General features: G+C 44.9%; 14 protein-coding genes. 1 reads left to right on the forward strand and 13 read right to left on the reverse strand.

Annotation, left to right across the window (positions count from 1 at the left end):
• The 9 genes from ABD014_RS11980 to ABD014_RS12020 form a co-directional block, all read right to left on the reverse strand.
• Positions 1–1,011 (reverse strand): DUF7948 domain-containing protein (locus ABD014_RS11980; protein WP_343861261.1); only part of this gene is annotated, 1,011 nt, incomplete at its 3' end.
• A 359-nt stretch (positions 1,012–1,370) separates the two neighbouring features.
• Entirely contained in the window at positions 1,371–1,802 is a 432-nt protein-coding gene (locus tag ABD014_RS11985; protein ID WP_343861263.1) for a CBS domain-containing protein, read from the reverse strand.
• A 52-nt stretch (positions 1,803–1,854) separates the two neighbouring features.
• Positions 1,855–3,303 carry a sensor histidine kinase gene (locus tag ABD014_RS11990; protein ID WP_343861265.1) on the reverse strand — a complete coding sequence of 483 codons (1,449 nt, stop codon included), beginning with the start codon at positions 3,301–3,303 and terminating at the stop codon, positions 1,855–1,857.
• A gap of 4 nt (positions 3,304–3,307) precedes the next feature.
• Entirely contained in the window at positions 3,308–4,015 is a 708-nt protein-coding gene (locus tag ABD014_RS11995) for a response regulator transcription factor (protein WP_343861267.1), read from the reverse strand.
• A 133-nt stretch (positions 4,016–4,148) separates the two neighbouring features.
• A complete protein-coding gene (locus ABD014_RS12000) occupies positions 4,149–6,344 on the reverse strand; it encodes a M1 family metallopeptidase (protein WP_343861269.1) in 2,196 nt (731 codons plus the stop codon).
• A 130-nt stretch (positions 6,345–6,474) separates the two neighbouring features.
• The gene (locus ABD014_RS12005; RefSeq protein WP_343861271.1) at positions 6,475–6,846 is read right to left on the reverse strand and encodes a YxeA family protein; all 372 of its coding nucleotides are present in this window, start codon (positions 6,844–6,846) and stop codon (positions 6,475–6,477) included.
• A gap of 57 nt (positions 6,847–6,903) precedes the next feature.
• Positions 6,904–8,835 (reverse strand): ABC transporter permease, encoded by a 1,932-nt coding sequence (locus ABD014_RS12010; RefSeq protein ID WP_343861273.1) that lies wholly within the window; start codon positions 8,833–8,835, stop codon positions 6,904–6,906.
• A complete protein-coding gene (locus ABD014_RS12015) occupies positions 8,822–9,589 on the reverse strand; it encodes an ABC transporter ATP-binding protein (RefSeq protein WP_343861275.1) in 768 nt (255 codons plus the stop codon). Before ABD014_RS12015 ends, ABD014_RS12010 begins: the two co-directional genes overlap by 14 nt.
• A 231-nt stretch (positions 9,590–9,820) precedes the next feature.
• Positions 9,821–10,630 carry a DUF6597 domain-containing transcriptional factor gene (locus ABD014_RS12020; RefSeq protein ID WP_343861278.1) on the reverse strand — a complete coding sequence of 270 codons (810 nt, stop codon included), beginning with the start codon at positions 10,628–10,630 and terminating at the stop codon, positions 9,821–9,823.
• Between the two features lie 162 nt (positions 10,631–10,792).
• Between ABD014_RS12020 and ABD014_RS12025 the strand changes: the two genes are divergently transcribed.
• A complete protein-coding gene (locus tag ABD014_RS12025; protein WP_343861280.1) occupies positions 10,793–11,245 on the forward strand; it encodes an SRPBCC family protein in 453 nt (150 codons plus the stop codon).
• Positions 11,246–11,338: 93 nt separating this feature from the next.
• Here the strand turns inward: ABD014_RS12025 and ABD014_RS12030 are convergent, their stop codons facing one another.
• The 4 genes from ABD014_RS12030 to ABD014_RS12045 form a co-directional block, all read right to left on the reverse strand.
• Complete coding sequence (locus ABD014_RS12030) at positions 11,339–12,292, reverse strand: LCP family protein (RefSeq protein WP_343861282.1); 954 nt, start codon at positions 12,290–12,292, stop codon at positions 11,339–11,341.
• A gap of 142 nt (positions 12,293–12,434) precedes the next feature.
• Positions 12,435–13,019: an undecaprenyl-diphosphatase gene (locus ABD014_RS12035; protein ID WP_343861284.1), complete on the reverse strand. Its 585-nt coding sequence runs from the start codon at positions 13,017–13,019 to the stop codon at positions 12,435–12,437.
• A gap of 56 nt (positions 13,020–13,075) precedes the next feature.
• Entirely contained in the window at positions 13,076–14,200 is a 1,125-nt protein-coding gene (locus ABD014_RS12040) for an FtsW/RodA/SpoVE family cell cycle protein (protein WP_343861286.1), read from the reverse strand.
• Between the two features lie 181 nt (positions 14,201–14,381).
• Positions 14,382–14,921, reverse strand: coding sequence for a hypothetical protein (locus ABD014_RS12045; protein WP_343861288.1), 540 nt, complete (start codon positions 14,919–14,921; stop codon positions 14,382–14,384).
• Positions 14,922–15,026 lie beyond the last annotated feature (105 nt).

Here is a 15,026-nt window from a genome sequence, read left to right on the forward strand (position 1 = left end):
CTGAAACGCCCCGGCAGTAACCGGAAAATTAGGGGAGGTGGTTTGCCCCGCCACGAAGGCGTTGCCGGTAGCGTCAACTGTGATGCCTGTGCCGACTTCAAAGGCGCTGCCGCCAAGGTAGGTGGAATAGATCAGCGCCGTGCCGGTGGCATTCAATTTGCTCACGAAAGCGTCCTGACCTCCACCAATTATGGTCTGAAACGTCCCGGCAGTAACCGGAAAATTAGTGGAACTGGTTGGCCCCGTCACATAGGCGTTGCCGGAAGCGTCAACCGTAATGGCTTGACCAGTGTCAGTCCCACTGCCGCCAAGATAGGTGGAATACAGAATACCCGGATCGATGATCAATGGATAGTCGGGATGGTATCCGCTGCATACTTCAAAGCCGTAGACACACTCTCCCTGCCCGCTAAGCTTTAATACAAAGCAACTTCCTACAACTACCTTCTTGCCATCAATCTCCTGATAACTTACCGGTCGATCCTCGGTCAAGATCCCATGTGGCGTATGGATCAGAAGATTCCCCTTCTCATCCAGGGACAACCGATCTGAACCACGGTAGGTGAGCTGCACATCCTCTATTCTTGCGCCCGGCTGAAGAACAAGATCATATTTCAGCTTCCCGTTCTCTCCATAGAAGATCATATCTGTTCCCGGCCATAGCTCTCGATAAACGACCTCCCGGTACGTGGAGAGATCGGTATGCCAGTTTGCTGGATCATTCCCGATAAAAAAGTTGACTTTCTCCTGATCCTGGTAACGGCCCTCGATCTTTACCGCGGAGTTCGCGCCGAGAAACCGCAAGGAAAGCGCCAGTCCTTCTTGCTCATCACGAGCATTCCGGGTGAACACAAACATGGCCTCTTTTGGGGTAAAGGCGATTCCATATCCCAACCTGCTTGTTAGATAGCGTATATCCGAACGAGCTTGACCGGCATTTTCCACGAAAGTCAGAGGAAGCTTCCCGTAGTTTTCGATAGTGGTGCACCGCTGAGCTTCAATCGTTGACATGAAGTAAACCTCCTATTTCATATGATCATTGCTATTAAGTAAAGTTCCGCTTAGGTACCTGCATACAACATATGCATCTGTCCCTTGTCTGGAATGGATGAATGACTATGCACGGTATCGTCAAACAGATTTTAGCTCGGAGTCACCAAACCAAGTGATCCCGTTCATCAAACCGCCCCAAAAAAGCCGCCAAATTGCGACTCGATAAGTGTATATGTTCTTCTGACATGAAGTCGGATTTTTAGAAAAATACCCATAAAAAAAGTCGCCACTTTATTCCGTCACGGAAGGAAGCAGCGACTCCTTTATGGGTAAACCTGGAAATTTAATAGTAACGCTTATTAATTGGCCCTCAAAGATTAGTGATGCATAACATCAGTATGTTGGGAAATCTCACTCAGCGCATCCGCAGCGATGCTATCGAATTGACCTGACGTTGCCAGGTCTCCAATGGCTACGACGCCGACTAATTCCCCCTGCTCAACAACAGCCAGACGACGAATCATTTCCTTTGACATCATATCGGCAGCTTCATCAACCGTCGTATCAGGCGACGCTGTGACAATGTTTTGTGTCATCACCTCAGTGGCCGAAGTAGAGCCAGGTCTCTTAGCGGCATATCCGCGCACGACAAGATCGCGGTCGGTTACCACGCCAAGTAACCTTTTGTTGTCTACAACAGGAATAAAGCCGATGTTATTCTTCTCCATCTTAATGGCGATTTGGTAAATATCGTCTTCCGGTGATACGGTTTCACAGTTTGTAGTCATAATCTCACGTAATTTTTTCATGAGAATCCCCCTTTCTTCAAAGAGTAGATTTTCCGCAAATCGTGGATACTATTCATCCTGTACTAACCGGTTTATCTTTGAGGAATATAGGCAGTCGAATTTCAATTCGTGTACCATGATGAAGTTGGCTTGTAACGTTAACTTCTCCTCCGTGCACCTTCACAATATCGTGGGTGATGGCCATACCTAGCCCCGAACCCTTGTGTAGTTCACCTGTGTTTGTTCCCCGATAATACCGGTCAAAGATCCGTTCCAGTTCTTCCTCCCGGATGCCTTTACCATTGTCTTCGACACAGATCCAGACGTCTAGACCGCTTTTCTTAACCTCAACCTGAATCGCCACCTGTTTATCGTTATGGACAATCGAATTGTAGATCAGATTGCCAACAGCCCTACGAATCAGAATTTCATCGACGTCGATATTGATCACCTCGTTGTTACAGTGGAAATCAATGTTCCGATGGGCATACCGGGCATCATTCAGCGTATCGATAACGGTGTTCCGGACCAGGCTCACGATGTTGACATTCTTTTTGTGAAGCATTATTTTTTTGTTTTTTAAACGGGTGGATAAATTCAAATCTTCGATCACGTCCCGCAGATACAATGACTTGCTTTCAATGATCTCCGCGTAATCTCTCATTTCCTCGATCGAAAATTGATAATCCTTGTCCTTCATCATCTCAGCATAACCTTGAATGGAAGCAAGAGGTGTCTTAATATCATGCGAAATATTTCCAATCCACTCTTCCTTCATCTGATCCAGCTTCTTTCTTTCCTGTTCGCTGGCTTGCAAATTCTGGGACAATACATTGATGTTATGAAACACGTCTTTGTATATACCTTTTGACTCATAATACACATCATAGTTTTTGTGAGCCAGCTGCTTGATCCCGTTAATCAAGGCGTGAAGCGGCCGAGTCAGCTTTTTGCTAAAAATATAGGCGATGCAAAGCGCGACGAATCCGTCGACCGCAATCAGGATTAGGGTCCCGGTTTTAAGTGTCTGACCGATTACTCTGTAATCGTAAGTTAACACATACCGCTGTAAATAACCGTCTTTGAAGCCAATCAGATAGCTGTAACGGTAATTAGACTCCGCCTTTTCCCCAACAAAAACGGTGGATAAGGTCTCTTTTTCAACATATTTATAGGTCTGGACGATATCCATGGGCGTATATTTCGTTTTGGCTTCTTCAGGAACACGGTAGCCATACAGAAGCCTGCCATCCTCGTCCAGTACTTGAATCCATGCTTGCTTGTTCTGCAATTCAGCTTTCCCATTGTCGGTAATGGAAATTCCGGATGGAGAGACATTGATTTCGCTCGCAAAGGAACGAGTAAAGGACTCCGCCGAATTATCTTGGCTATGCAATAGAGGGCCTTTAGATGCCATTTGCTGAATATTTAACCCGATCACCACGAAGATATTCATGATGATTACGATAACAACGATTAGAACAACGGATAACAAATATCGCCCGGTCAGCTTCCATTTCATTCAGCTATTCATCCTCTATTGCCAATTTATAACCGAGTCCCTTCACTGTAACCAAATAACGAGGGTTAGAGGGATCCTCTTCGATTTTCTCTCGAAGCCGCCTAATATGTACCATAACGGTATTGTCGAACCCGAAAAATTCCTCACCCCATACCCTCTCAACCAGACTTTCCTTACTGATGATCTGATTGGGATGCTTAAGCAAATGAGTCAGCAACCCAAGCTCCTTAGGCTTGAGCTCGATTACTTCGCCGTTTTTCCTGATCTCGATCTTTTCTTCATTTAACTCGAAAGGACCTGCCTTAATGATACGCGGCTGCGATTCCTGCACCTGAGTAACTTCCGGTTCTCTGAACCGTGCTTTGATCCGGTAAGCTACTTCCTTCGGGCTGAAAGGTTTGGTGATGTAATCATCGCCACCAATGGCGAATCCTAAAATTTTGTCAATCTCCTCGGTTTTCGCTGATAAGAAGAAAATCGGAACATTCGAAACATGGCGGATTTTTTTGCAGACATCATAGCCTTCCCCATCCGGAAGCATGATATCTAGAATCACAAGGTCGGGCTGTGTATCTTGAAATTGCGTCCAACCGTCTGCAGCGGTCGAAGCAGTATAGACCTGATCGAGCCCCTCCTTTACCAGAACGGTCTTCAATAGCCGCAAAATATCAACCTCATCATCTACGATTAGCACCTTTTGATCCCATGACAAAGCGATTTCAACCTCCTTTCAAATGGTCGGGGATACGGGGTATGCAGCCGAACCCATAAAACCGCACACGCCAGTACTCTCCCTACCCTTCGATTTACTATAACAAGCGAAGGTAAGCTACGGAAACTATTTTTTACTCCTGAGCAAAAAATTTGGCCATTGGATTTGCCGTCTTTTTGTCCATAGTAACTTTTCCTGTTCGGTTCATCTCGTAATATTGATAATAATCAGAAGTGAAATTTAGAGCTGTCAATGCTTGTTCCCCAAACGGCTCAACCAGTCCGTCTGTTAGTGTATCCCCATTCCAATAGAAATGAAGCATTAAGCGGTTCTGGTTATACGGATGTTTAATAATATAAGCACCTGCACCTTCTTTTTTATTCATCATCTTTTTCCAGTCCCAACCGATATTTTGGGATTTTTGAATGATGCCTGGCTTCAGAGCTTGAATGAATCCGTTCGTTTTGGCGCTGCCGATGACGATAATATTGCTTACAGACAATTCATTAGTCATTTTCTTCTTCAGCACCTGGCGTTCCGTAATCACAGTAGGTTTAATACCTGTAAACGATAATGTAGCTTCAATCTGATTCCTGATCGTTTCCTGCTGCTTTTTCGCCTTAGCTCCAACCTGATCGCTCAGTACGATGGTTAATGGTTCACCTGCATACACCTTATCCATAATTCTGCTCATCGTTTCGTACGGAAGCCCAGGAATCTGGATCAGGGAAGCATGATACATCTCTTTGAACTGCTCTCGCATATAATCCGCTTTTTCAGTTTCGGTCAATTGGTATTCCGACTTCAGCACGAAATTTGGCTCATGCAGCGCTTTATCCATCTCATCTCGGGCTTGTAAACCAAGTGTATCCTCTATCGTCTGCAGTAGACCGGCAATCGTTGCATTCTTATATTCATAGCGCTTGAAGTATTCCTGCATAAATGCATCGAATTTGTCCTCGCCGACCAACCGGTATAGCTGGTAGATTGCCTGCCGGCCCTTGCCATAGTATACCGGATTCGCATTGTCACCAACTTCCTTGTTGGTTGAAGCGATCGGTTCCTCGAAGGAGGAATCATCATATTGAAGCATCTTGAAGCCATTCATTAAATCTCCCTGTTTTTCCGCAAAATAAATTTTAGAAAAATCAGCGAAGCCTTCGTCCAAGAAGGATTCTGTCTCCGAATTGTTGCCGATCAGAGCATGGAACCATTGATGGGCGATTTCATGCACAAACACATCATCATGGGCAGCGTCAGCATTGTTTCCTTTCAAGCCCATTTGGATGACACGGGAAAATTCTACTGCAACACCCTCTACATAAGACTCGGCAATCCGGAATTCAGGGTAAGGATATTTTCCGTATTTATCATTAAAGAACTGAATTGCTTTGAATGCTTGATCAATATACTGATCAATGACTTTTTTCTTGTCCGGCACATTGTCAAAATAATAATATTCAACCGTCAGGCCGTCGCGCGTTTCACGCTCCACCTTATAATTTGGGCTTGCAAAAAAGACGAATTCCCTCGTGTTGTTTGCCACCGTAGATACTATTTTGCGTCCTGCTTCTTTATCCTGTTGAGTAGTGATCGTTCCCGGCATCAATACCTGATACTTATCCGGTACACCCAGATGAACTTCAAAATCCGAGGACGTGTAATAATCAGTTTCAAACGTTGTGCTATATGGCGTTTTATTCCATTTATGCTTGGCTTCATCATAAACGGCCAGAACCGGGAAAGCATGCGCGCCATTAATAATGTCTTTATAGTATGACAAGCGTTCAGAGCCATACGGAATCTTGACATCGAATTCAAGCTGCAAGGTGATCGATTCGCCGGGCTTAAGTCCCTGCACGAGTAAGACGGTCAAGGCCTGATTTTTATTCTCATAAGTTAAGGATTGCCCGTTTGTCGTTACTTTTTTCATATCAATACCACCCAGAAAATTATCCGGAGTTAGTTTAGGATTATCTTTTAGGATTTCTTCATTCTTCCGTTTGAACATCTCTGCCTGGGTCTCTTTCGAACGATTGGCATCGGCAAAAGTATGGAACACCAGTTCATGCAGCGTATCCTTGGTAGTATTGCGGAAGGTCACAGTTTCGCTGCCCAGGAGATGCATGTTTTTCTCATCCAATCGGGCATTGATCTGGTAATGAATTGGCGTTTGCACCTCTGAGGCATTCACCGACTGTCCAGCAATGGATGTTGGCGCTGCCAAGGCATGAACACCGCTAACGACAGGACCTGCTGTCAACGTTATAGCCACCGAGCAGGCGATTGCTTTTAGGGTAATCGATTTGAAAGTTGTAATTTGTTTCATAGAATTCTCTCCTTTTTTCTATGTAACGCTTCGGTTACGGATCGATCTTCCGAACCTTCGAAAGAATCGATTCCGTCCCCTTCGCTACTTTTTGCTTCTTAATTTCTACGGGTTAATTTCTGCTGCTGCATTAATTTCCGCTATCTTCCAGCTTCTGTTTTGCCTTCTCTGGCAGGTCGTTTGCCTGCACTTCCTGATAAGACTTTACTTCATCTCCCTTTAGGTATACCTGAAGATAAGCTTGCTTGCGAAGATCCTTCTGCGCTGTAAAAGTGAACGTTTTTTCTTTCCCGTCTTCATCAAAACCTTTTATCGTGTATTCGTAATAAGTGAAAATTTTCCCACTATCGGACTTACCTTCTATCTCTTTGCCGCTATCCTGGATTTGTACATAATAACTATCCGCGCCAAGACGGTTGATGTTGACATTTTGGATAAAAACAATAAATCCGATAAGAAGTACTAAAATAATACCCGATCCAATTAAAAGTCCCTTTTTCATCGTTTCTCTTCCCCATTCTAATTAAGTTGTTTTCTGTGTCTTTTATTCGACTTGTATTTACTTAACATTCGTTACGATTCTGTAGTACGCATTGACGGTTAACACATAATAGATCAGGTAGATGCAAGTGTACACGCCCATGCAAATAACTACTGGAATCGCCAGATTGATTTGCATCAAATTGGATAATGCCGATAGAGCAACTGCGCAGTGGGCGATGCCGGCAATCAGCGGTAGGGCGAATATAAAACCAACTTGCTTGGCGACTGTTTTGCGGATCTCCTTTTTGTTGACGCCGATTTTATGCAAAATCAAATAGCGCCCTTTATCGGCACTCGCTTCCGTCAGCTGCTTAAAGTAAATGATGCTGCCTGTTGCAGCCAGAAAAACAAGTCCTAAAAATCCACCCATAAAAATCATAAGTCCAGACGCTTCCATCCCTTTGGAATAAGTGTCATAGAAGCTCGAAAGTTTCGCGTTATCTGGTAAAATCTTCTCAATATCCGCAGTTAATGTTTTAGCTTTGTCTTGACCTGTAATGCTGTAGATCTCAAGTGTGTCGCTTATGGCCTTCGGCTGTAACTTCCCGAATATCTCGTCACTAACGACAATGGTGGTATAAACGGCACGCTGGTTCAAAACGTTGTATTTATGCATTGCCTTGAAGGTTACCTGCTGCTTCTGCTGTTTGTCCTTTAATGTAATGGTCTTGCCGACATATTGAGGCGAAAATCCTTCCATATAAGATGGATCCAGCACAACAGCTTCATCTCCCTTCAGTGTGAGCTTCTCATCTCTGTTCTGAGCATCAGCCAGTTGATTGAAATCATGCTCCGATAAAATGGTAAACGCCATTTCCCCGTCATATAAGACGGATTCAAGATCGCTTATGTCCGCATTCATTTCAAGTACCGCTACAGATTGATGGTAACGAAGTTTGTGATCCGCTGAGTTTGCGACCAAATCCTCTACCTTCCTAACTGAGCTGTCATCTGTAGCGATAAACATCATGCTGTTTGGATTGGCCAGCTCGGTGTTAGTGCGGTTGCTGTAATAAAAGCTGTAAGACGTCCCGACAGCAGTCAACGTAGTTGCGCTAAGCACTGCAATGATTGTCAGTGTACGTGCATTCCCTTTGATCCTGTATAGCAGCTGGGAGGTGCCGATCATGTTCATCCCTTTCCAGTAACTCTTTTTACGGATTCGGGACAATTTCAACAAAGCGACGGTCAAAGTGCTGAAGAGAAAATAGGTGCCCAGGATAACTGTAAGCAAAATCACAAGCGGGGTCATCATATATCCTAACGTCGCCCATACCTTGGACTGAAGCAGATTCTGCAGGGCAAGCCAGTAACCGATCCCGATCAGAATCAGCGAGATTAGCGCCGTGATCCACGATACCTTCGGCTCCCGCTCATGCTCCTGGTCAGCACGGAACAGTTCGATTAATTTAAAACGGTAAATCAAGCGGTAACCTTGGAATGATGTGATCAGGGTAATGATCATAAATACGATCACGGTGTTCAGCACTGCTGAGAAAGAAATTGAGAATTGACTGAGCAATTCATAACCCATCACCTTCATCAAGATCATGACGAAAAACTGACTGAGTACCGAACCAAGGGCAATCCCGATAACTAGCGCCAATATGCCCATCAGGAAATTTTCATAAAACAACATGCGCCCGATCTGCTTTTTACGTACCCCGAGTAAGGAGTACAATCCGACTTCTTTCTTGCGTTTTCTAGTGAAAAATGAGTTTGAATACCAAATAAAAATGGCCACAAAGATCATAAGTACAACCGACGCCCCGCTAAAGGCTGAACTGATTTTTGGCGAACCGTCGGAAGCCGAATGGATCGTTGTATCGTATTTCAAAGAAACAAACGTAAAGTAAATCACGATACTGAAAATCATGGAAGCAAAATATAAGAAATAATTCGTAAAGTTTTTCCTGATGTTTTTGCGGGCGATACTAAACAACGTCATGATGCTCACCTCCGAGCTCTGCCAGAACCTCCAAAATCTTTTGGAAAAATGTTTTTCGCGCAAAGTTCAGATTACGTATTTCCGTAAACAACTTGCCGTCATTGATAAAGATGACACGACTGCAGTAGCTAGCTGCATAGGCATCATGCGTTACCATCATAATGGTGGATTGATTGGTCTCATTTAGACGGCTCAGACTCTCCAGCAGGCTCGTCGCCGATTTGGAATCCAGAGCTCCGGTTGGCTCGTCCGCCAGAATCAGGCTTGGATGGGTCACAATGGCGCGAGACGCCGCTGTGCGCTGCTTCTGTCCCCCGGAAATATGGTAGGGATATTTGTCCAAAATATCTCGAATGCCGAAAGTATCGGCAATTTCGCTTACACGTTTCTCAATCTCAGCTGCAGGCACTTTAGATAAAGCAAGCGGAAGTAGAATATTCTCTTTGACTGTCAGCGTATCGAGTAGGTTATAATCCTGAAAAATAAATCCGAGCTTATTCCGACGAAAATCCGATAGTTTTTCTTCATTCGCCCATGCGATCAATTCGCCGTCGATGATCACTTCTCCCGAGGTCGGCGTGTCGATGGTGGAGAAAATGTTAAGCAGCGTCGATTTCCCCGCTCCGGATGGACCCATAATACCGACAAACTCGCCTTCCTGAATAGTCAGATTAATCTCTTGCAGCGCTGTATATATATTTCCTTTCGTACCAAACGATTTAGTAACATCTGCAGCTTGCAAAATAGTTTTCATTAGGTCAATCTCCTTACATACATAAGTTAACGAACACAAATGTTATGATAACTGGCGTACCTTACAGCATTTTAATCCGAACCTTACATAAACCTTAAAACATCATCAGCTGGCGAAAGACTGCTGGAAAGATGAAGTGGCGTAAAGTGATGCCCAAACGTCAAAAACCCCCAGAGTTCGCAAATGAAGCGAACCCTGAGGGTTGGTTGATGTACCTCTTTTCCATTAGACTCAGCCATTCTGGACGTTCCGTCGATATTCATCTGGTGTGCAGCCGACAACCGCCTTAAAATCCTTTATAAAATGGGACTGATCATGGTAGCCCAACTCCATGGCAAGCTGTGACAGATCGATCGGCATCCGCAAGTCCATTATCTCAGCGGCATTTTGAAGGCGGTACAGTCGAATCACCCACTTTGGGCTGATGCCAACGTATTGATCAAATAGACGCTGGAGCTTGCGGATATGGATCTGAAAATGCTCGCATACCGCATCTACCTTGGATAAATCCTTCTCCTCTGCGATGAAATCAATGATCCGGTTGATCTGAAACACTTGCTCGTCCTGCGGCGGAAGCTTGGACAAGAGTAGCTTATCCATGACTATAGCCATAGCCTGTTCATCACCCAGAGAGAGAATTGTCCCTTCCAGTTCCGGCCCGTTCATATCGAGAATAGCGCTCACTTCGAGCGGACGATTTAGCAACCTGGATACAGGACGCTTCAGGAATGGATAGAAGCCCCCAGGCTTAAATTTGACACCGAATACTAGACCTTCTCCATAAATGGGATAAGTGAATTTCTGCGTTGAAGGAGCATAGATCATCGTCTTCCCTGGTTCCACAATCAGGTTAACGCAAGGATTCGGGACAACATGCTGCATATAAGGCTCATCATCTCGGCTATTCCAACGGACAATCCAATAATGCTTCACAAAATAGCTCAGCGCTTCCGCTGCGGGAAGGCGGGACAAATTGAACCTCTTCTCTCCCCCTTGCAGGTTCAGAACTCCCATACTTGGCTTCTGGGTATCGATATTCATGATTAATCATCTCCCGAATTATCCAGAACAATCGTTCCTGTCGTGTTTTTACAATACACGCTTGTACTTGCAAGATATCATAATTTTAACATGAAATTCCTGAATACAGGAGTTTGGCAAACTTTCCTGAAAGAGATATCTACCAATAAGGAGTGTGGCAATATGACAAGCTTGAAATATGAATTTTATATCGGAGCTGAGCCGGAGAAAGTATGGAAGCTACTAGTAGAGCCGGAAGGAACAAAGAAGATTTTTTTTAACTGTGTGCTGCAGTCCAGTTTTAAAGCCGGAGAACCCTTCGCCTACATTGGTCCGGGGGCTGACGGAGATGAGACAGTGCATGTATACGGGGACATCCTGGCCTATGAACCGAACAAGACGTTAAGCTATCTTGAGCATCCGGGTCCTTCCTATCATGCTAATCACCAGGAGTTGACCTCGCGTGTGACCTTTACGTTGGATACGGTAGGAAAATGCACGAAGCTGACACTAATCAATGATCAATGGTCGGACAACCATCCTTCTCTGCAAAATACGGAGGGTCATTGGTGGATGATGCTGAGCAATATCAAAACTTTAGCCGAAACCGGGAATACGCTCGATTTTGGCTGGTGAGAGCAAATGCATAAGAATTATTATAGAATTAAGAAGGAGTATGCCCCATTCCCTTCGGAATAGGGCATACTCCTTTTTTTGTCTCCAAAATTACTATTCCATCGTCCCAATCGATTTAAACCGAGTCTGGCTATCAGTGCTTAAGCCAACTTCCTCCCGCAATGCGATCAGCGCACTTTGAAGGTCTTTCTGCTTCACATAGACGAAGGGACTCTTCCAGAGACTCTCCATATTCAAGGCTTGTATTTGATTCGGCTTCAAGCTGCTGAAATTCAAGATCCCTTGGCGTATTAGCGATTCGGGAATATCTGAGGTAACATGATCACCGATGATGTCCAATATCGTCCCCCATTGGCTTATTCCACTGAGTGCCCCTAGCTTCTCCAGAATCTGCTTGATCACCTTTTGCTGCCGCTCATTGCGGGCAAAATCGGAGGATTCCTGCGTGCCTTGATTGGACTTCCGATATCTGACATAGTCAAGAACCTGTGAGCCATCGAGCTTCTGTAGTCCTTTTCGTAAATCAATATTCGTTCCGTCCGCGGTGTCCCTGTACTTCATATCCATTTCGACATCGATCTGCAGTCCCCCTAATGCATCCACCGTCTTACGCAAGGCATCAAAATCGACCACCACCATATAATCAATCGGCAGATCCAACAGCTCACTATAAAATTGCTTCGTATTCGGTATAGCCGTGGATTTGTCCTTGTTATAGTAATAGGCGTAATAGTAATTTGCTTTGCGAGAGCGGGCGAACTCGGACTTGATCAATAGATCGCGCGGTAGAGATAAGAGCTTTGCAGAGCGCGTATCCGGGTTGTAGCTAACGAACATTAGCACATCCGTATTCACCGTCCCTCCACTGCCATCCCTACTATCGACTCCTGCAAGCAAGATGATCATCGGTTTAAGATGCGGAGCGGGGACTTGTTGCTCGGCATTATTTTCTTCACCTGGCGGGGATGATTGATACGTCTGAGTTGAAACTTCTGGGGAAGCAATGCGATGAATAGTGGCCTCCGCCTTATAATATAAATACCCCACGCAAATGCAGATTCCAAGTATGAGAACAGCTGATACCATACCTGCGATTTTTAGAACTTTATGCTTTGTCTTACTTTTGTTTATGTTTTTGCTTTTGTTTTTGATTCTGCTTCTACTATTGTTACTGACAGCCATATCTCGCTCACCCCACCTTCCTTACCATACCCTCGTACAGGTCAAGGCCAGCGTTCAAGGATCTATGGGCCAGAGACCAATGCTGGAACAACTGTTTCACTAGAATAGCGCTCAATACACCCAAGAGAGCTCCCGTGATAACATCGAATGGGAAATGAACGCCGTTCCATATCCGGGAAAATGAGATCAACCCGGCAAGCAGCAGCCAAGCGGTTCCGTCCTTCCTGCGATACAAGAAAATAGCGGTAGCAATAACAAAAGAACCTATCGAATGATCACTAGGAAATGAGGCATTTGCAGCATGCTCGATGAATGGCTGGAAGGCATATTGAATGAACGGTCTATCCCGATAGAAGAAATGAGAAAGAACACTTCCTATTTCAAATGCTACACAGGCGGCGAAAAGTGCGACAAGAACCATCTTCTTGTTCTCTCGTCTGCGGCTGAACCAATAGATGATGATTCCTAGGTAAAAGAGATATTCTGCTTTTTCCGACAATACGCGCATAGCCGGATTCAATGCCGGCAAGGATAACGCGAATTGATGAATAGCTTCAAAAATGGAATGATCGAATTGAGAAAAGTTCAACATAAAAACCTTCTTCCTGATGAGCGATATAGTCTATTGCGATCTTGCCTATAAAAAGTTCAGTTAGAAATGGATTCTTCCTCTCCGTGAGCATAGACGCTTAGCACCAAGCCGATGGCGATCATATTGCTAAGTAGCGAACTGCCGCCATAACTGATAAATGGCAACGAAATTCCCGTAAGCGGGACCAAACCGATTAGCATCCCGATATTGACGAAAATCTGGAATACGAGCATACCAATAATGCCGACGACAATATAAGCTCCAGCGAGGTCCCTGCTGTCCATCACAATTTGAACCATGCGATAGATCAACATGAAATAGAGAATCAGGAGTACGGCTGAGCCAATAAATCCGTAATTCTCGCCGATGACGACGTAGATGGAATCGGAATAGGCATAAGGAATATAACCCATCTGCAAATAATAGCCGTCACCGCCAGTTAGTCCTCCTGAGCCGATCGCCCGCATTGCATTTTTGACATGCCATGATTTGTCTGGATCGCTTGCAGGATCAAGAAAGGTCTGAATTCTGGCCATTTGATGCGGCTCTACGATTTTGGCGAGCAAATCATGGTTCGCATAATATAGCCATAGGACCGAAGCGATCATCGTGATCACGACACCAAGAAATACAATCATATAGACCAGACGGACATTACCCATCCACAGCATGCTGAGCAGTACCCCGACGAATACCAGTGCAGTGCCCAGATCCGGCTGCTGCATAATGAGCATAATAGGAACCATAAAGACCAGGCAGATCGGAAGCAGATCACGGATCGGACGAAGTGCTTCCCCTTCACGTCTGCCAAGCATTTGGGCAACGAGTAGGATGGTAAATATCTTGACGATCTCCGAGGGCTGCAGCTGAAAATGACCGATATTCAACCATCGCACTGCCCCATTGATATTTTCGCCAGTGAACTTGACCAAAAATAGCAATCCGATGCCCAGGCCATAGAAGAGATAGAGCCATTTGCCCAGCAGAATCTTATAATCAAACCAAGCTAGAGCCAGCATCGGTATACAGAAGGCAATGAACAGATATATGTTGCTGATATGAAGCCCTTCCAGCTTCGTCTCGTGGGTCGCTCCGTAGATCGAGATCGTTCCACAGGCAACCAGGCATAACAGAATGAACAGTGTGAATTTATCCAGCTTCATAATTTTGCGCTTAAGCATGATAGTATGACCTCAATCCTCTAACTTACGAAAAAACACTAAAAATGGGCATCACAAATAGTCCAATGAGCGCTCATACGCCTTATGCAGACGCAGTGCCCCGGACTATCCGTTGGATCATATCGATCGGAGATATATTGTCCGATACTAGACCCCTATATGGAATTTGTGTCCCAAACAATTACTCAAGATCAAGCTTGCCGTGATACTCTTTCTTCTTTACGAGCTCTAATTGCTCATTTTTCAATTCGTAAATATCCAGCCCATTGCCAGCCGCTCCTAATGACCAGCCGAGCGCAAGCTCCAGTCTACCATCGTGATTAATATCCGGGAACCCGGCATATTCAAGCCCGTATCCAAAGCCCTTGATCTCGGATACGATTCGCCACGTGTTATCTTGCTGCTTGAATAATGCAGCCTTTAATGCTTTTCCCGACGTCCTGTTCTCTTCGTATACGACGACAGCTTCATTTATTCCATCGCCATCCATATCGCCGAAGGAGATATCCTGTCCCTGTTCACCCTGCATAGGTACTATTAATTTCGCCTGGTCGGGCAGCAGCTTCATAAGCTCTTGACTGATGTTGTCCCGCTGGAGACTGCTAACAGATGCAGGTGGCTTAATCATATCGATTGGCGTTGCCGGAATGCCGCAACCTCCGAGCAGCAATAACATCGTAACCAGGATTCCTGTCCGATTCAGTCTCTGAAGCATGTTCATGATCATCCCCCTGACTGTTCAAGGTTAGTATCTATTTTAATCGCAGCTGTCCTGCAAGTGGTTATGAAAAAGTTAAATTTTATTCATTCAACCTTCTCAGTGCTG

Origin of the sequence: Paenibacillus motobuensis (assembly GCF_039521865.1) — a bacterium.
GTDB classification, from domain to species: Bacteria; Bacillota; Bacilli; order Paenibacillales; family Paenibacillaceae; genus Fontibacillus; species Fontibacillus motobuensis.